Annotated in this window: 16 protein-coding genes and 1 pseudogene; 9 read left to right on the top strand and 8 right to left on the bottom strand. The window is 72.3% G+C overall.

Annotation, left to right across the window (positions count from 1 at the left end; all coding sequences use genetic code 11):
* Positions 1 to 8: 8 nt before the first annotated feature.
* A complete protein-coding gene (locus tag E1293_RS20200) occupies positions 9 to 611 on the bottom strand; it encodes a ClpP family protease (RefSeq protein WP_132198993.1) in 603 nt (200 codons plus the stop codon).
* Entirely contained in the window at positions 608 to 1,237 is a 630-nt protein-coding gene (locus E1293_RS20195) for a ClpP family protease (RefSeq protein WP_132198992.1), read from the bottom strand. The genes E1293_RS20200 and E1293_RS20195 overlap by 4 nt, the downstream gene beginning before the upstream one ends.
* Positions 1,238 to 1,394: 157 nt before the next feature.
* Between E1293_RS20195 and E1293_RS20190 the strand changes: the two genes are divergently transcribed.
* The 4 genes from E1293_RS20190 (at position 1,395) to E1293_RS20175 (ending at position 6,881) form a co-directional block, all read left to right on the top strand.
* Positions 1,395 to 2,021: a TetR/AcrR family transcriptional regulator gene (locus tag E1293_RS20190; protein WP_243716342.1), complete on the top strand. Its 627-nt coding sequence runs from the start codon at positions 1,395 to 1,397 to the stop codon at positions 2,019 to 2,021.
* A gap of 176 nt (positions 2,022 to 2,197) precedes the next feature.
* Entirely contained in the window at positions 2,198 to 4,135 is a 1,938-nt protein-coding gene (locus E1293_RS20185) for a beta-ketoacyl synthase N-terminal-like domain-containing protein (protein WP_132198990.1), read from the top strand.
* Positions 4,132 to 5,670 carry an amino acid adenylation domain-containing protein gene (locus E1293_RS20180; protein ID WP_132198989.1) on the top strand — a complete coding sequence of 513 codons (1,539 nt, stop codon included), beginning with the start codon at positions 4,132 to 4,134 and terminating at the stop codon, positions 5,668 to 5,670. The genes E1293_RS20185 and E1293_RS20180 overlap by 4 nt, the downstream gene beginning before the upstream one ends.
* A 14-nt stretch (positions 5,671 to 5,684) precedes the next feature.
* Positions 5,685 to 6,881, top strand: a complete 1,197-nt coding sequence (locus E1293_RS20175; protein ID WP_132198988.1) for an NAD(P)/FAD-dependent oxidoreductase — start codon at positions 5,685 to 5,687, stop codon at positions 6,879 to 6,881.
* Between the two features lie 28 nt (positions 6,882 to 6,909).
* On the opposite strand, the gene E1293_RS50730 is transcribed toward E1293_RS20175, so the two are convergent.
* Entirely contained in the window at positions 6,910 to 7,077 is a 168-nt protein-coding gene (locus E1293_RS50730; RefSeq protein ID WP_424923651.1) for a Rossmann-fold NAD(P)-binding domain-containing protein, read from the bottom strand.
* Positions 7,078 to 7,363: 286 nt separating this feature from the next.
* A pseudogene (locus tag E1293_RS50505) lies at positions 7,364 to 7,453 on the bottom strand (hypothetical protein); the annotation flags it as partial.
* Here E1293_RS50505 and E1293_RS50500 point away from each other — a divergent pair.
* Positions 7,421 to 7,588 (top strand): hypothetical protein, encoded by a 168-nt coding sequence (locus E1293_RS50500; RefSeq protein ID WP_341770201.1) that lies wholly within the window; start codon positions 7,421 to 7,423, stop codon positions 7,586 to 7,588. The pseudogene E1293_RS50505 and the gene E1293_RS50500 sit on opposite strands and share 33 nt — an antisense overlap.
* Before the next feature lie 261 nt (positions 7,589 to 7,849).
* Here E1293_RS50500 and E1293_RS20160 read toward each other — a convergent pair whose 3' ends face one another.
* Positions 7,850 to 8,185 carry a YciI family protein gene (locus E1293_RS20160; protein WP_132198987.1) on the bottom strand — a complete coding sequence of 112 codons (336 nt, stop codon included), beginning with the start codon at positions 8,183 to 8,185 and terminating at the stop codon, positions 7,850 to 7,852.
* 140 nt (positions 8,186 to 8,325) lie between these two features.
* Between E1293_RS20160 and E1293_RS20155 the strand changes: the two genes are divergently transcribed.
* The 3 genes from E1293_RS20155 to E1293_RS20145 all read left to right on the top strand — a co-directional run bounded on the left by E1293_RS20155 (position 8,326) and on the right by E1293_RS20145 (position 10,967).
* Complete coding sequence (locus E1293_RS20155) at positions 8,326 to 9,204, top strand: sigma-70 family RNA polymerase sigma factor (RefSeq protein WP_279473265.1); 879 nt, start codon at positions 8,326 to 8,328, stop codon at positions 9,202 to 9,204.
* Positions 9,205 to 9,450: 246 nt separating this feature from the next.
* The gene (locus E1293_RS20150) at positions 9,451 to 10,029 is read left to right on the top strand and encodes an ABC transporter permease (protein WP_132198985.1); all 579 of its coding nucleotides are present in this window, start codon (positions 9,451 to 9,453) and stop codon (positions 10,027 to 10,029) included.
* Between the two features lie 185 nt (positions 10,030 to 10,214).
* Positions 10,215 to 10,967 (top strand): dienelactone hydrolase family protein, encoded by a 753-nt coding sequence (locus E1293_RS20145; RefSeq protein WP_132198984.1) that lies wholly within the window; start codon positions 10,215 to 10,217, stop codon positions 10,965 to 10,967.
* A 17-nt stretch (positions 10,968 to 10,984) separates the two neighbouring features.
* On the opposite strand, the gene E1293_RS20140 is transcribed toward E1293_RS20145, so the two are convergent.
* From E1293_RS20140 to E1293_RS20130, 3 genes are all read right to left on the bottom strand, one after another.
* A complete protein-coding gene (locus E1293_RS20140; RefSeq protein ID WP_132198983.1) occupies positions 10,985 to 12,214 on the bottom strand; it encodes an acyl-CoA dehydrogenase family protein in 1,230 nt (409 codons plus the stop codon).
* 96 nt (positions 12,215 to 12,310) lie between these two features.
* Positions 12,311 to 13,294 (bottom strand): glucosyl-3-phosphoglycerate synthase, encoded by a 984-nt coding sequence (locus E1293_RS20135; RefSeq protein WP_132198982.1) that lies wholly within the window; start codon positions 13,292 to 13,294, stop codon positions 12,311 to 12,313.
* Positions 13,295 to 13,459: 165 nt separating this feature from the next.
* Positions 13,460 to 14,896, bottom strand: coding sequence for an XRE family transcriptional regulator (locus E1293_RS20130; RefSeq protein ID WP_132198981.1), 1,437 nt, complete (start codon positions 14,894 to 14,896; stop codon positions 13,460 to 13,462).
* Positions 14,897 to 15,045: 149 nt separating this feature from the next.
* On the opposite strand from E1293_RS20130, the gene aceA reads away from it, so the two are divergent.
* Entirely contained in the window at positions 15,046 to 16,344 is a 1,299-nt protein-coding gene (aceA, locus tag E1293_RS20125; RefSeq protein ID WP_132198980.1) for an isocitrate lyase, read from the top strand.
* Positions 16,345 to 16,434: the final 90 nt, after the last annotated feature.

The following is a 16,434-nucleotide window of genomic DNA, read 5'->3' as shown; positions in this document are numbered from 1 at the left end:
GTCCCCGGCTATGCCGGGAGCGGCTGCCGCTCCTCGATCACCTGGTCGATGAGGCCGTACTCCAGCGCCGTCCGCGCGGTGAACACGCGGTCGCGGTCGGTGTCGGCGCGCAGCGTCGCGGTGTCCTGCCCGGTGTGGCGGGTCAGGATGCCCTCGATCTCCGCGCGGACGCGGACGACCTCGTCCGCCTGGAGGATGAGGTCGGGGATCGCGCCGCGCCCCTGCCCCATCGGCTGGTGCAGGACCACGCGGGTGTGGGGCAGCGCGGCGCGCTTGCCGGGCGCGCCCGCGGCGAGCAGCACGGCGCCGACGGCGACCGCCTGCCCCACGCACGTCGTCGCGATCTGCGGGCGGATGAAGCGCAGCGTGTCGTACACCGCGAGCATCGCGCTCGGGTCCCCGCCCTCGCAGTTGATGTACAGCTGGATGTCGCGCTCGGGGCTGTCGGCCTCCAGGTACAGCAGCTGCGCGACGAGGGCGTTGGCGACCCCCGCGTCGATGGCGGTGCCGAGGTAGATGATCCGCTCCGTCAGCAGGTGCGAGTAGACGTCCATGATCCGTTCACCGCGGGGGTGCTGCGCGATGACGTTCGGGATCGTGTAGCTGCTCATCGGACCGCTCCTTCCGAGGGGACGCCGAGCCCGACGTGCCGGCGGCTCACCGGCACGACCTCGTCGAACGTGCTGACGATCGCGTCGATGAACCCGTAGTCGAGGGCTTCCCGCGCGGTGTACCAGCGGTCGTGCAGCGAGTCCTCGAAGACCCGCTCCAGGGGCTGCCCGGTGTCCTCGGCGATGAGCCCGAGCACCGTGTCGCGGGTGTGGCGCAGGTCGCCCGCCTGCAGTTCGATGTCGACGGCGGCGCCGGCGATGCCGGCGGAGCCCTGGTGCATCAGCACGCGGGCGTGCGGCAGGGCGCGGCGCTTGCCGGGGGTCCCGGACGACAGCAGGAACTGGCCCGCGCTGTAGGCGATGCCGAGCACCACCGTGGACACGTCGCACGGGACGAGCCGCATGACGTCGCGGATCGCGAGCATCGACGGCACCGATCCGCCCGGGGAATGGATCCACAGCGCGATGTCGGCCGACGCGTCCTCCCGCGCCAGGGCGATCAGCTGCGTCGCCAGCAGGGTGCCGTTGTCGTCGTCGAGCGCGCCGTCGAGCACGAGGACGCGCTGGTGGTAGAGCTCGCGGCGCATGCGTTCGTTGAACATCGGGGTCTTGTCTTCCTCGCTCATGGCTTCACTGTGCGCCGGGGCGCGCACCGGTCGCAGCCCGTGCTGCCCACGGCGGATCCGCCCACAGCAGCGCGGCCGCTTCCCGCGGGCCCCGTACCGGTCCGGGAAAGTCGTACGACCGGCCGTTCGTTTAGTTCGGTGTGGCATCATGGGATCGATGAGTGAGCGTGCGCCGGCCGGCGAGGCAAGGCCTGACCAGCGTCTCGTCCGCGGGGAGCGGTCGAGGCGGAGCATCACCAGGCACGCCGTCGACATCGCGTCCGCCGAAGGGCTCAACGGGCTCAGCATCGGGCGGCTGGCCGCCGACCTCGGGCTGAGCAAGAGCGGCGTGCAGACCCTCTTCGGGACGAAGGAGGCCCTGCAGCTCGCCGTCGTCGAGTCGGCGGACGAGCAGTTCGCCGAGGCGGTGGTCCGCCCCGCGATGGACGAGCCCGAGGGCGCCGCCCGGGTCCGCGCGCTGATCGAGGGCTGGATCACCTACGCCACGACGCCGCTGTTCGCCGGGGGCTGCTTCTGGTCGCAGAACCTGCCGGAGTTCGACAGCCGCCCGGGGCGGGTGCGCGACGCGCTGTTCGCCCAGCACCGCAACTGGCTGGACCTCATCGCGGGCGAACTGCGGTACGCCGTCGACGCCGGCGAGATCGCCGGCGTGGACCCCGAGCTCGCGGCCTTCCAGATCGCCGCCGTGCTCGCCGCCGCGAACTGCGCCGTGCGCGTCGGCGATGACGACGCCGTGCGCAAGGCCCGACTCGTCGTCGGCGGCCTCCTCCGGCCCCTCGGCTGATCCTTTCGCCGCACCCCCCCGGCCCGTCGCCGTGCGCGTCACCACGGGGACAGTTTGTGATTTATGCGTCGTTATCATCTATTGCGCAAAGCATACGACCGGTCGTATGGTCACTTCCCAACGGGGTAACCGCGCACTGACGCGGAGAGAACGACAGTCACCAGGGGAGTGACCTGATGAACGATGCTTCGACCGAGGCGCGGTCGGTGGCCGTCGTCGGGATGGCCTGCAGGCTGCCCGGCGCGGCCGATCCCGCCGCCTTGTGGGAACTGTTGGCCGTCGGGGGCGACGCGACCGGCGCGACACCGGCGGACCGCTACGACGCGGACGCGCTCTACGCGCCGCGATCGGCACCGGGGAAGATGACCGGCCGCCGCGGCGGCTACCTGTCCGGGATCGCGGACTTCGACGCCGGGTTCTTCGGCATGTCGGCGGCGGAGGCGGTCGACCTGGACCCGCAGCAGCGGCTGCTGCTGATGACGGCGTGGGAGGCGCTGGAGGACGCGGGCCAGCCCGCCGACGGGCTGGCCGGCTCGCGCACGGGGGTGTTCGTGGGCAACTCCCGCGCGGACTACCTGGAGAACGCGTCCCGGCAGGGGCTGCAGGCGCTGACCGCCGCGCAGATCGGCAACATGCGCTCGCTCCTGCCCGCCCGGCTCTCGTACGTGCTCGACGTGCGCGGCCCCAGCGTGGTGGTGGACACGGGCTGCTCGTCGTCGCTGGTCGCCGTGCACCAGGCCGTGCAGAGCCTGCGCGCCGGCGAGTGCCCGGTCGCGCTCGCGGCCGGGGTGAACCTCCCGCTGCGTCCGGACGAGGGCGTGATGATGACGCAGGCCGGAGTGCTCGCCAAGGACGGCCGCAGCAAGTTCGCGAGCGCGGCCGCCGACGGGCACGCGCCGGGCGACGGGGTCGCGGTCGTCGTCCTGAAGCCCCTCGAAGCGGCGCTCGCCGCCGGCGACCGGATCCGCGCCGTCATCGCCGGCAGCGCGATCGGCAACGACGGCCGCACCGCCGACTCGGTGCTGAACCCGTCGCTCAGCGGACAGGTCGAGGTCCTCCGCTGGGCCTACCGGGACGCCGGGGTGCGGCCGTCCGACGTCGACTACGTCGAGGCGCACGGCGCCGGCTCCCCCGCCTCCGACCCGCTGGAGCTCGTCGCCCTGGGGCAGGTCCTCGGTGCGGAGCGGCCGCGGGAACGGCCGCTGCTGGTCGGCTCGGTCAAGTCGAACATCGGCCACGCCGAGGCCGCGGGGGGCCTCGCCGGGCTGATCAAGGCCGTGCTGTGCCTGGAGCACGGCCGGGTCCCGGCGAGCCTGCACGCCGGGACGCCGCGTCCCGACGTCGCCTGGGACGGGCTGCCGCTGGAGGTTCCGGCCGCGCTCACCGACCTGGCACCGGGCGGGAGGCCGGCGATCGCGGGCGTCTCGGCGCAGGGATCGTCGTCCCTCAACGCCCACGTGGTGCTGCGGCAGGCACCGGCCGCCGAGGCCGCCGCCACCGCCGAGCGGGACGGCGAGCCGTACCCGCTGATGCTCTCGGCCCGCTCCCCCGAGGCCCTGCGCGACCTGGCGCGGGCCTACGCCGCCTACCTGAGCCCGGGCGGCCAGGGCGCCGCCCACTCGGTCCGGGACATCTGTTACAGCGCGGCGCGGCGCCGTCAGCACCTGGAGCACCGCATGGCCGTCGTCGGCGCCACCCACGAGGAACTCGCGGCCGCGCTCCGCGCAGCGCCGGGCACGGTCGGCCACTCGGCCTCGTCGGAGGCCGCGGCGCGCTACCGCGCAGGTGAGGTCGGCGGGGAGGCCGTGTTCGGCTCGGGCGGCCGCTACGTCCCCCTGCCCACCTACCCGTGGCAGACCCGGCGGTACTGGCCCGGTGAGGGGAACCAGGGCGGGGACGGCCTGGCCGCCTGGATCCTGCGCAGGCACGCGCGCAGCCAGGTCACCGCGGAGTCGAAGCTGGCCGACATCGGCATCGACTCGCTGGCGAAGCTGCAGCTGATCGTCGAACTGCAGAAGAAGACCGGGCTGGAGCTCGACCCCGAGGTGTTCGGCCGGCTGCGCACGGTCGACGACCTGCGCCGGTGGACCGCGGAGCTGGAGGCCGCGGCGTGAGCGGGGGGAACGTTCCACCGGAGGCTCCGCCGAACGCCTACGCCTGGTTCGGCCGGTCGGCCGAGGCCCTCGGCGACGCCTGGACCGCCCTGGAGGTCGGCGGGGAGCGGCTGTCCTACGCAGGGCTGCGGCGGTCGGCCGAGCAGCTGGCCGCCCGGATTGCCGGCGCGTCCGGCGGCACGGCGCCGCGGCGGGTCGGGCTGCTGGCAGGCCGGACGGTGACCGCCTACGCGGGCTACCTGGCGATCCTGCGGGCCGGCGCGACCGTCGTGCCGCTGAACCCCGAGCATCCGGCGCACCGGCTGCGGGGCATCGTCCGGACCGCCGGCATCGACCTGGTCCTGGCCGACCGGGCGCACGCGGGCCTCGACCTCGGCGTGCCCGAGCTGGTGCCGGCCAGCGACGCCGCCAGCCCGCCGCGCTCGGCCCCCCGGTTCCGGCACCCCGGCCCGGACGACATCGCCTACATCATCTTCACGTCCGGCTCGACCGGCGCCCCCAAAGGCGTGCCGATCACGCACCGCAACCTCAGCGCCTATCTGGGCCAGGTCGCGTCCCGCTACGGGATCGGCCCGGGCAGCAGGGTGTCGGGGAACTTCGACCTCACCTTCGACGGCTCGGTGCACGACCTCTTCGTCACCTGGGCGCGCGGCGGGACGCTGGTGGTGCCGCAGCGCGACGGGCTGCTGTCGCCGGTGCGGACGGTCAACACCCTGGGGCTCACCCACTGGTTCTCGGTGCCGTCGCTGATCTCCTTCGCCGACCGCCTCGGCACCCTCCGCCCGGACTGCATGCCGACGCTGCGCTGGAGCCTGTTCGGCGGCGAGGCGCTCACCCTCGACGCGGCCCGCCGGTGGCGGACCGCGGCCTCGGGCAGCCGGATCGAGGTGCTGTACGGCCCGACCGAGCTCACCGTCGCCTGCAGCGCCTACCGGCTGCCGGACTCCCCCGCCGACTGGCCGCGCACCGCCAACGGGACCGTCCCGATCGGGCCCTGCTTCCCGGGCCTGGACTGGACGACGGTGGACGAGCACGGGGACCCGGCCGACGCCGGCGAGCTGTGCGTCCGGGGCCCGCAGCTGTTCCCCGGCTACCTCGACCCCGCCGCCGACGCCGGGCGGTTCCTGCCCTCGGCCGGCGAGGCCGGCCGCTGGTACCGCACCGGGGACCGGGTGTCCCGGCAGGACGGCGGCCTCGTCCACCTCGGCCGGACCGACCACCAGGTCAAGATCCGGGGCCACCGGATCGAGCTGGGCGAGATCGAGTCCGTGCTCCGCGCGATGCCCGGCGTCCGCGACGCGACCGTCCTCGCGGTGTCGGCGCGCGACACCGCCGGACCGGGCGGCGAACCGGAGCTGGCGGCCGCCGTGACCGGCGAGCACAACAGCACCGAGCAGCTCTACGCCGAGCTCGGCGAGCGCCTTCCCGCCTACATGCTGCCGCGCCGGATCACCGTCCTGGAGCAGCTCCCGCTCACCCCCACCGGCAAGGTCGACCGCCGGTCCCTGCTCGACGCGCTCACCGGCGCCGGCTGATTCCGAGGCACATCGTGTACGACGCCATCGTGGTGGGGGCCCGGTGCGCCGGGTCGCCCACCGCCATGCTGCTCGCCCGCGCGGGACACCGCGTGCTCCTGCTCGACCGGGCCGCGTTCCCCTCCGACACCCTGTCCACCCACCTCATCCACCAGCCCGGGGTCGCGGCGCTCGCCCGCTGGGGCCTGCTCGACGCCGTGCGCGCGTCCGGATGCCCGCCGCTGGAGCGCGTGCGGTACCGGGTCGCCGACGTGCACCTCGACGGCTGCGCCCAGGGCGTGGACGGGCAGCGCGCCGCCTACGCGCCCCGCCGCCACGTCCTGGACACCATCCTGGCCAGGGCGGCGGCGACCGCCGGCGCGGAGCTGCGCGAGCACTGCCGGATCACCGGCCTGCTGCGCGACGAAACCGGTCGGGTCGTCGGGGTCGAGGGCGACCACCGGGGCCGGCGGTTCACCGAGACGGCGCGCCTGGTGATCGGCGCGGACGGGATGCGCTCCACCGTCGCCCGGCTCACGGACGCCCCCTACACCGCACTGGACCCCACCTTGACCTGCGCGTACTACTCGTACTGGACGGACGTCCCCGTCACCGGCCTGGAACTCCACGAGCGGGCCGGCGGCTGGGTCGCCGCCGTCCCCACCAACGACGGCGCCACCCTCGTCCTGACCTACTTCCCGCAGGACGACTTCCGGCGGGTCCGCGCCGACGCCGCCCGCGCCCACCTGCACCAGGTCCACACGACCGCGTCGGAACTGGGCGAACGGCTCCGCGGCGGCCGCCAGGTGGAGCGGCTCCGCGGCACCGGCGACCAGCGGAACTTCTTCCGGCGGGCGGCCGGGCCCGGCTGGGCGCTGGTCGGCGACGCGGGCCACCACAAGGACTCGATCACCGCCCGGGGCATCAGCGACGCCTTCACCCAGGCCGAGCTCCTCACCCGGCACCTGGGCGGCCGGCTCACCGGCGACCCCGCCGCGCTGGACGACGCGCTGCGGCGATACGCCGACGACCGGGACGAGGCGCTCACCCCCGGGTACCGGTCCACCCTGGACGTCGCGCGGCTGGCACCGGCCTCGGACCAGCGCCTGGCGCTACTGCGCGCCGTCCAGGACGACCCGGAGCTCACCGCGACCTACTTCGACATCGTCGCCGGCATCGCCACCACGGCGGCCCTGCTCACCCCGAGGCTGCTCGCCGCCGCTACACCGTGACGCCGCACGCGCCGCCGAGCCCGTACACCTACCGGGCGACCGAGGAGACCTCGCCGTCCAGGGCGACCTTGGTGACGCCGTACACCGAGTTCTGCGGCCAGCCGCGCAGCGGCGGGTAGGGGCTGACGTTGACGATGACGCCCCGCGTCTCCCGCAGGCTCGGCAGGACCTCCTGGGCGAGGGCCGGCGACGCCAGGAGTGTGATGGCGACCTGCTTCCGGGCGGCGCCGGCGTCGATCTCGCCCAGCGGTGCGGGCCGCGTTGTTCACCAGGACGTCGACGCGGCCGATGCCCGATCCACCGCCGGTCACGATGGCCGCGCGGCCCGCGAACGCCCCGGCGTCCGTCATGCTCGTTCCTCCCCCATCAGGGAGCTCAGACGACCCAGGCTTCAGGCACATAGCGGATCCACCGGCCGCCGGATGCGTGCCCGGTGTGTGCAGGCCCTGTTCGGCGGGCGTGCTGTCCCACGCGAAGGAGACCAGGTCGGGGCCGATGCCGCAGTAGTTCAACACCGTGGCCCTCTTGCCCGTGGCTCCGTGGCCGACGATGCGCTTGCCCTGGCCGCGCAGGCCCCTGAGAAGCGCGACCGGCTCCTCGCGGCGCCGGGCGGCGTCATCGTGTACCGCACCTCGCCGCCGTGGACCGGCAGGCGCTCGGCGTCGACCAGCTCGAAGCCGTGGTGTGCCGCCATGGCCGACGTGTGAGATGTGCGAGAACGTGTTCGCCGCGAAGACCACATCGGCCCGCCCGTGGGCGGCCGCGATCTCCGCCGCGCCGTCGAACCGGACGACCGGTACGGATAGTCCTTGTGGAACATCCGCTCGTTGGGAACCTCGTCGATCAGCTGCACCATCATGCAGGACCCGCACATTCCGACGGCGAGCCGGGTAGAAGAACTCGTCGGCGAACTGAACCGAGCCGGATGCGGCGGCCGCGTCCCCGGCGCGGGGTACGCGGCCGGCCGATCACCAGGACGCGATGGAGGGCCGCACCTCGACCGCGCCGCCCATCCGTGCCTGCGGCACGCGGGCCGCCACGGCGACCGCGCCGTCGAGGTCCTCGGCCTCGACGACGATGAAGCCGCTCACCGCACCCTTGATGTCAAGGTACGGACCGCCGGCGGTGACGGGCGAGCCGTTCTCCACGCGAACGGTCGTCGCCTTCTCGGGCAATCCCAGCGGAGGGCATCCGGTCACGTTCTCCATGCTGTTGAGAGCGGCGTAGTCGGCGTAGGCCGCCTTCTTGTCATCCTCGGAAGCCGCCTCCTCATCGCCGTTGTAGATGACCAGCACGAACTGCATCGTGGTCCTCCTCGCATGGTTGGACATTCATCCCTATGAGCCCAAAAAACGCACCAGATATGACCGAATCTCGTCAAATCTGGCCGGTGCGCCTGTCGGCTCGCGCGGGTCATTACTATGACGCGCGACGGGAGGGAAGTGTGACGGTCAACGCTCAACGGCCCCTGGCCGAGCTGTTCGAAGCGCGCCGGCCGCGGCTGCAGGCCATCGCCCATCGCATGCTCGGCTCCTCGGGCGACGCCGAGGACGCGGTCCAGGAGGCCTGGCTCCGGCTGTCCCGGTCGGAGGCCGGCGAGGTGCGCGACCTCGACGCATGGCTGACCACCGTGGTGGCACGGGTCAGCCTGAGCATCCTGCGTGCCCGCCGGTCGCGGCGGGAGGAGGTCACCGACGAGCGGTTGGCGGAGACGACGCCCGAGGGCGGCGAGACGGCCGACCCCGAGCGGGAGGCGCTGCTCGCCGACTCGGTCGGGCTGGCGCTGCTCGTCGTCCTGGACACGCTGCGTCCCGCGGAGCGGCTGTCGTTCGTGCTGCACGACCTCTTCGACGTGCCCTTCGACCGGATCGCGCCGATCATCGAGCGGTCACCGGCGGCGGCCCGCCAGCTGGCCAGCCGGGCGCGCCGCCGCGTCCAGGGAGCGGAGACGCCGTCCGCGGCCGACGCGAGGCGCAGGCACGAGGCCGTCGCCGCCTTCCTCGCGGCCTCCCGCGGCGGCGACTTCGAAGCCCTGCTCGCCATGCTCGACCCTGACGTCATCCTGCGTGCCGATCAGAACGCGGCGCGGATGGGCGCACCCGCGGAGGCCTTCGGCTCGGCGGAGGCGGCCCGGTTCTTGTTCGGCCGTGCGGGCGGGGCACGGCCCGCCCTGGTCGACGGCATCGCAGGCGCAGTCTGGACCCGGGGCGAGCGGACACTCGTGGTATTCAGATTCGCGTTCGCGGGCGGCCGGATCACCGGCATCGACCTCATCGGCGAACAGAGCCGGATAGCCCGGCTGGATCTGAAACTCCTCGCCTGACTCGTCTCACTTCGCTCTTGAAGCGCGTCATAGTAGGGACCCACGCGGGCCGGCAGACAACAGCTCCCAGATGTGCGGATTTCGGTTACCTCCGGCGCATTTTTCGGGCACATGGCTTTGCACGCACGCACCCCAGGGGCGGACATTGATGATCGACGCCAGGAACCTCGCCGAACGGTACGGCGGGACGAATGCCGCCGATGACGCGCGCACGGTCGGCCACCTCATCGGCATCGGGGGTGCTCCATGACCGCGACCATGGCCCTGCCCGGGTTCGGGCGGCTGCTGCTCGCCGAGTGGACCAAGATCCGGTCGGTGCGCTCCACCGTCTGGTCGCTGATCCTCCTCGTGCTGCTCAACGTGGGCTTCACGGCGCTGCTGATGTCGTTCACGGTCGCGCAGTGGGACAAGACCGCGCCCGCCGACCGCGCCCAGTGGACCGAGGACCCGGCAAGCTCGATCCTGGGCAGCGGGATGTTCCTCAGCCAGCTCGCGATCTGCGTGCTCGGCGCCATGGTCATCACCTCCGAGCACTCCACCGGGATGATCCGCGCCAGCCTCCCCGCGGTGCCGCGGCGCACGCCGATGCCCGCGGCCAAGGCCCTCGTATTCGGGCTGGTCGCGCTGGTGCTCGGCGTCGTGGTCTCGGCCGTCTCGTTCTTCCTCGGCGCGGCGATCCTGCACGCCAAGGTGACGGTGGCGGTCGGCGACCCGGGGGTCGCGATCACCGGTGTGATCGGGTTCGTGTTCGTACTGTCGCCGCTGGCGCAGCTGCTGCCCGGCCGCCCCGGCGGCCTGGTGCTTCTCAAGCGGCGCGACGCTTAGCGGAAAAGGTGTTGGGCGGGTCTGCGGACGGCTGGTAGCTTGCCGGAGGCCGTGGCATCAGGCGAGGAGGTGAGACCCATGAACCGCTGTACCGACGTGGGTGCTCCCCACCTGGTCACGGTCGGGCGATTGACGCAGGTGTCGCCGGGAGCGCCGTGAACAGGCACTCCCGAAAGGCACCGACCATGGATTCTTTGCGATTCACCGCGGAGACGTCGTCGAACGGCGTCGTCGAACGCGACTTCACGGTAGGCGAGGTCCCCGGCGTCCTCTGGTCGCCGGCATCCGGCTCCGAGCATGCGCCGCTGGTCCTGATGGGGCACGGCGGCGGCCGGGACAAGCGGGCCCCCGGAATGGCCGGACGCGCGCACCGCATCGTGACCGGCTGCGGTTTCACCGTCGCGACCATCGACGCGCCCGGACACGGCGACCGGCCGCGCACACCCCACGACGAGCAGGAGATCGCCGCCCTCCTCCGGGCGAGGGCGGCCGGCGAGCCCGAAGGCCCGATCGTCGTCCGGTACAACGCCCACCTGGCCGAGCAAGCCGTGCCGGAATGGCAGGCGACCCTGGACGCCCTCCAGGAGCTGCCGGAGATCGGCGCAGGCGGGCCGGTCGGCTACTTCGGCCTGAACATGGCCACCGCGATCGGCGTGCCGCTGGCGGCGGCCGAGCCCCGGATCACCGCCGCGGTCTTCGGTCTGCACTGGCCCGACCGCCTGGCCGAGCCGGCGAGCCGCATCACCATCCCGATCGAGTTCGACCTCCAGTGGCACGACCAGCACATCGACCGGCAGGCCGGCCTCGCGCTGTTCGACGCCTTCGCCTCGAAGGAGAAGACGCTGCACGCCAACGCGGGCACGCACAAGGAGCTGCCGAGGTTCGAGGCCGATTGTGCGGCCCACTTCTTCACCCGCCACCTCACCCCGCCGGCTTGACCGGTTCCGGCGCCCGGCTAGCGGACGGGGAGGCCGGTGACGGTGCGGCCGATGACGAGGCGCTGGATCTCCGAGGTGCCCTCGAAGATGGTGAAGATCTTGGCGTCGCGGTGCATGCGCTCCACCGGGTACTCGCGGGTGTAGCCGTTGCCGCCGAGGATCTGGATGGCCTCCTCGGTGACGTGGACCGCCATCTCGCTGGCCATCAGCTTGGCCATGGAGCCCTCGGCGTTGGCGAAGTCCTTGCCGGTGCTCGCCATCCAGGCGGCCCGCCACACCATGAGGCGGGCGGCGTCCAGGCGGGTCTTCATGTCGGCCAGCTTGAAGGCGATCGCCTGGAAGTCGCCGATCTTCTTGCCGAACTGCTCGCGGTCCTGCGCGTACCGCAGTGCGTAGTCGTAGGCGGCGCGGCCGACGCCGAGCGCCATCGCGCCGACGGACGGGCGGGTCGTCTCGAAGGTCTTCAGCGCGGCCTGGCCCTTGGAGCTCTTGCCCTCGCGGGTGCGGGCGATGCGCTCGTCGAACCGCTCCTTGCCGCCGACGATCAGGTGGGACGGGACGCGCACGTCCTCAAGGATCACCTCGGCGGTGTGGGAGGCGCGGATGCCGTGCTTCTTGAACTTCTGGCCCTGCTTCAGCCCCGGCGTGTTCGGCGGGATGATGAAGCTGGCCTGGCCCCGGCTGCCGAGATCGGGGTGCACGGAGGCGACGACGACGTGGACGTCGGCGATGCCGCCGTTGGTCGCCCAGGTCTTGGTGCCGTTCAGCACCCACTCGTCCTTGGCCTCGTCGAAGACGGCGCGGCTGCGGATCGAGCCGACGTCGCTGCCGGCGTCGGGCTCGGAGGCGCAGAAGGCGCCGAGCTTGATGTCGTCGGTGGTGCCGAACATCTGCGGCACCCACTCGGCGGTCTGGTCGGCGGTGCCTACGGCGGCGACGGAGGCGGCGGCGAGGCCGGTGCCCACGATGGACAGCGCGATGCCCGCATCGCCCCAGAACAGCTCCTCGAACGCCACCGGGATGCCGAGGCCGCTCGGCTCCAGCCACTGGGTGGCGAAGAAGTCGAGGGAGTAGATGCCGATCTTGGACGCCTCCTGGATCAGCGGCCAGGGGGTCTCCTCGCGCTCGTCCCACTCCTGCGCCGCCGGACGGATGACGTCCTTGGCGAACTCGTGCACCCAGTCCCTGACCTCGCGAACGTCCTCGCCGGGCTCCAGCGAGAAGGGAGTCTGCTCCGCGCTCGTCATGATTATTCGACCCTCTCTCCAATATTACTGTTACCAACGGTAGCACCAACGGGCGTTACCAGAGGTAACACCGTGGCCCGTTTCACAGCGAGGGTCCTACCTGCGGCCGGGCGAGATGGAGCGGGCGGCGGCGTACTCCGGCACCTCGATCATCGGCGGGCGCTCCCCCACCGCGACGTCGGTCGTGCGGGCGTCGTGCCCACCGGGGCCCCGGCGGAACCGGGTGAGCGCGGTCGAGGGGGCCTCCAGGGGCATCATCCGGCCGTGCCGCTCCAGCCGCGACCAGGCGGCCAGCATGATCTGCCCCGACATCGCGCCGAGCGCCTCGGTGGACTGGTGCTTGTGCACCCGGCGGCCGAGGTCGACCTGCGCGATCGCGTCGAGGCCGGAGTCCTGGTAGACGTCCAGGAGCAGGCCGAGCTCCACCCCGTAACCGGTCACGAACGGCAGCCGCTCCAGCAGCGCGCGGCGCCCGGCGTACTCGCCGCCGAGCGGCTGCATGACGCCGGCGAGCAGTGGCCAGTGCAGGTTGATCAGCGGCCGCGCGACCAGCTCGGTGACCCGGCCGCCGCCGCCCTCGACCCGCCGGTCGCCGTCCACCAGCGGCCGGTCGTAGCAGCCCTTGACGTAGCCCACGGACGGGTCGGTCAGCAGCGGCCCGAGCAGCCCCGTCACATAGGACGAGGTGAACTCGCGCAGGTCGGCGTCCACGAACACGATCAGGTCGCCGGACGTCGCGGCGAGCGACTTCCACAGCGCCTCGCCCTTGCCGGACATGCGGCCCCGCCGCGGCAGGACGGCGTCCTGCGCCACCACCTCGGCGCCCGCCGCGGCGGCCACCGCGGCGGTCCGGTCGGCGGACCGGGAGTCGACCACGACGATCTCGTCCACCAGCGGGATGCGCTCGACCAGGTCGGTGCGGACGGCGGCGACGATCGCGCCGACCGTCGCCTCCTCGTCGCGCGCGGGCAGCACGACGCTGATCCTGGTGCCGCCCTTGGCGGCGAGCAGGAGGCGCGGCGGCCAGTCCTCCGCCGTGCTCGTGCGGCGGGCCAACCACGACGCGACCTCGGGCAGCACGCGCTCTCCTCCCGTTCCGGGCCGTCATCCGGGCGTCCTCGGCCGGCGGTGCCGACCTGACGTCCCCTCACCTACCAGGAAACGCCAGATCTCCCCAGATCATTCACCGTCGGCACAGGTCACGGCGAACCGACCCGAAGAGTTGACGCCGCCGCAACACACCGGTCACTCGGCGGCGTGCCGGTCCAGGAACTCGTAGACGTCGGCGTCGTCCACACCAGGGAACGCCCCCGGCGGCAGGACGGACAGGACGTGCGAGTGCGCGCGCGCCGACGGCCAGGCCATGCCCTCCCACCGGTCCGACAGCTCCTTCGGGGGCCGCTGGCAGCAGTCGCCGTCCGGGCAGGACGACTTGCGGCGCCGGGTCGTCTCCCGGCCGCGGAACCAGCGCGAGTCCTCGAACCGGACGCCCAGGGTGATCGCGAAGTCGCGCGCGTGGCTGGGGTCGATGTGCGAGAGGCACCAGTACGTGCCCCTCGGGGTGTCGGTGTACTGGTAGTAGACCGAGTAGCGGTCGTCGGCGCCGAACACGTGCCGCCCGGCCCACTCCCGGCACATCCGCTGGCCCTCGATCGCACCGTCCTCGTCCTGCGGGAAGGCCAGGCCGTCGTTGGCGTACGCCTTGTAGATCGTGCCGTTCTCGTCGTTCTTGGTGAAGTGCAGCTGGAGGTCGAGATGGTGGGTCGCGATGTTGGTGAAGCGGTGCGCGGCCATCTCGTAGGAGACGGAGAAGACGTCCGCGAGATCCTCCACCGACAGCTCCCGCTCCGCCTTGGCCTCCTGCAGGAACGGGACGACGCTGCGCTCGGGCATCAGGATCGCGGCGCCGAAGTAGTTGGCCTCGACGCGCTGGCGCAGGAAGTCGGCGAAGTCGCGCGGCTGGTCGTGGTCGAGCGCGATGTGCCCGAGGGTCTGCAGCAGGATCGTCCGCGGCGTGTGCATGCCGAGCTGCTCGCGCTCCAGGTAGATCCGCCGGTTGCGCAGGTCGGTCACCGACCGGACGGAGCGCGGCAGGTCCTGGACGTACTGGAGGCTGAACCCGAAGTGGCCGACCAGCGTCATCAGCAGGCCCTGCGACACCGCGCCGCGCCGGTACCCGACCGAGTCGAGGGTCTGGGACGCCACGCGCTCGATGTCGGCGAAGTGGTTGCCGCGCTCGTGCATCTGGCGGCGCAGCTCGGCGTTGGCCTTGCGCGCCTCCTCCGGGCTCGCGGTCGGCTTGGTGCGGCTGCGCTTCAGCTCCCCGTACAGCGCGAGGATGTGCTCGATGATCTCGTTCGGCATCCGCTTGCCGACCTTGAGGTGCGACAGGCCGAGGGTCCGGTACAGGGGGTCGCGCTGGGCCTCCTCCAGCTGGATCTCCAGCTGGGCGCGGCGGCTCGGCGGCTGGCGGCGCAGCAGCTCCTCCACCGGGCACTCCAGCGCGGTGGCGAGGGCCTGCAGCAGCGACAGCTTGGGCTCGCGGCGCCCGTTCTCCAGCAGCGAAAGCTGGGACGGGGCGCGCCCGACGCGCTCGCCGAGCTCCGACAGCGTCAGGCCGCGGCCGCGCCGCAGGTGCCGGAGCCGCTGCCCGAACGTGACGAGGTCCACGTCACTCGTCAAGTTAAGGGGTTCTTCTGTCCGCAAGGTCGTCACCGCTTCATGATAGCGGAAAATTCGCAGTTCTTTCGTTACTCACGAGTTCATAAGGGGTTGCAGCCCGGGCATAGTCGTCCACAAGCACCCAGGGGACGACACGGAAGGGCATGACGATGAGCGATAGTCGCCTCAAGGGCGCAGCCCAGGAACTGCAGCGACAGTGGGAGACCGACCCGCGGTGGAAGGGCGTCGAGCGGACCTACACGGCCGAGGACGTCATCCGGATCCGCGGCTCGGTCCAGGAGGAGCACACCCTCGCGCGCCTCGGCGCCGAGCGGCTCTGGACGCTCCTGCACGAGGAGGACTACGTCCACTCCCTGGGCGCGCTGACCGGGCTGCAGGCCGTCCAGCAGGTGAAGGCCGGCCTCAAGGCCATCTACCTGTCCGGCTGGCAGGTCGCGGCGGACGCCAACCTGGCGGGCCAGACCTACCCGGACCAGAGCATCTACCCGGCGAACTCGGTCCCGGCCGTCGTGCGCCGCATCAACAACGCGCTGCTGCGCGCCGACCAGGTCCAGTGGGCCGAGTCGGACGGGCGGGAGGGCGCGGACGACACGCACTTCCTCGCCCCGATCGTGGCCGACGCCGAGGCCGGCTTCGGGGGCGTGCTGAACGCCTTCGAGCTGATGAAGGGCATGATCGCCGCAGGCGCGGCGGGCGTGCACTGGGAGGACCAGCTGGCCTCCGAGAAGAAGTGCGGCCACCTCGGCGGCAAGGTCCTCATCCCGACCTCGCAGCACATCAAGACGCTGAACACCGCCCGCCTCGCCGCGGACATCTCGGGCGTCCCGTCTCTGATCATCGCGCGGACCGACGCCGAGGCCGCGACCCTGATCACGACGGACGTGGACGAGCGCGACCGCGAGTTCATCACCGGCGAGCGCACCGCCGAGGGCTTCTACCGGGTCCGCAACGGCATCGAGCCCTGCATCGCCCGCGCCAAGGCCTACGCGCCGCACTCCGACCTCATCTGGATGGAGACCGGCACCCCGGACCTGGAGGTGGCCCGCAAGTTCGCCGAAGCCGTCAAGGCCGAGTACCCGGACCAGATGCTGGCCTACAACTGCTCGCCGTCCTTCAACTGGAAGGCGCACCTGGACGACGCGACCATCGCCAAGTTCCAGCGCGAGCTCGGCCACATGGGCTTCAAGTTCCAGTTCATCACGCTGGCCGGCTTCCACGCGCTCAACTACGGCATGTTCGACCTGGCGCACGGCTACGCCCGCGAGGGCATGACCGCCTACGTCGACCTGCAGGAGCGCGAGTTCGCGGCGGCCGAGAAGGGCTTCACCGCGGTCAAGCACCAGCGCGAGGCCGGCACCGGCTACTTCGACATGGTGAGCACCGCGATCAACCCGGACTCCTCCACCACGGCGCTGAAGGGCTCCACGGAAGAGGGCCAGTTCCACTGAGCCCGCTCCGCCCGGCCTGATCCCCCAAGACCCAGAAGGCCCCCGCGTTCCTACACCCGCGGGGGCCTTCTGGGTCTTGGGGGATCAGGC

Source organism: Actinomadura darangshiensis (assembly GCF_004349235.1).
Taxonomy (GTDB): domain Bacteria; phylum Actinomycetota; class Actinomycetes; order Streptosporangiales; family Streptosporangiaceae; genus Spirillospora; species Spirillospora darangshiensis.
Note: the sequence above shows the minus strand (reverse complement) of the source record. Positions and strands in the feature narration are given on the sequence as shown.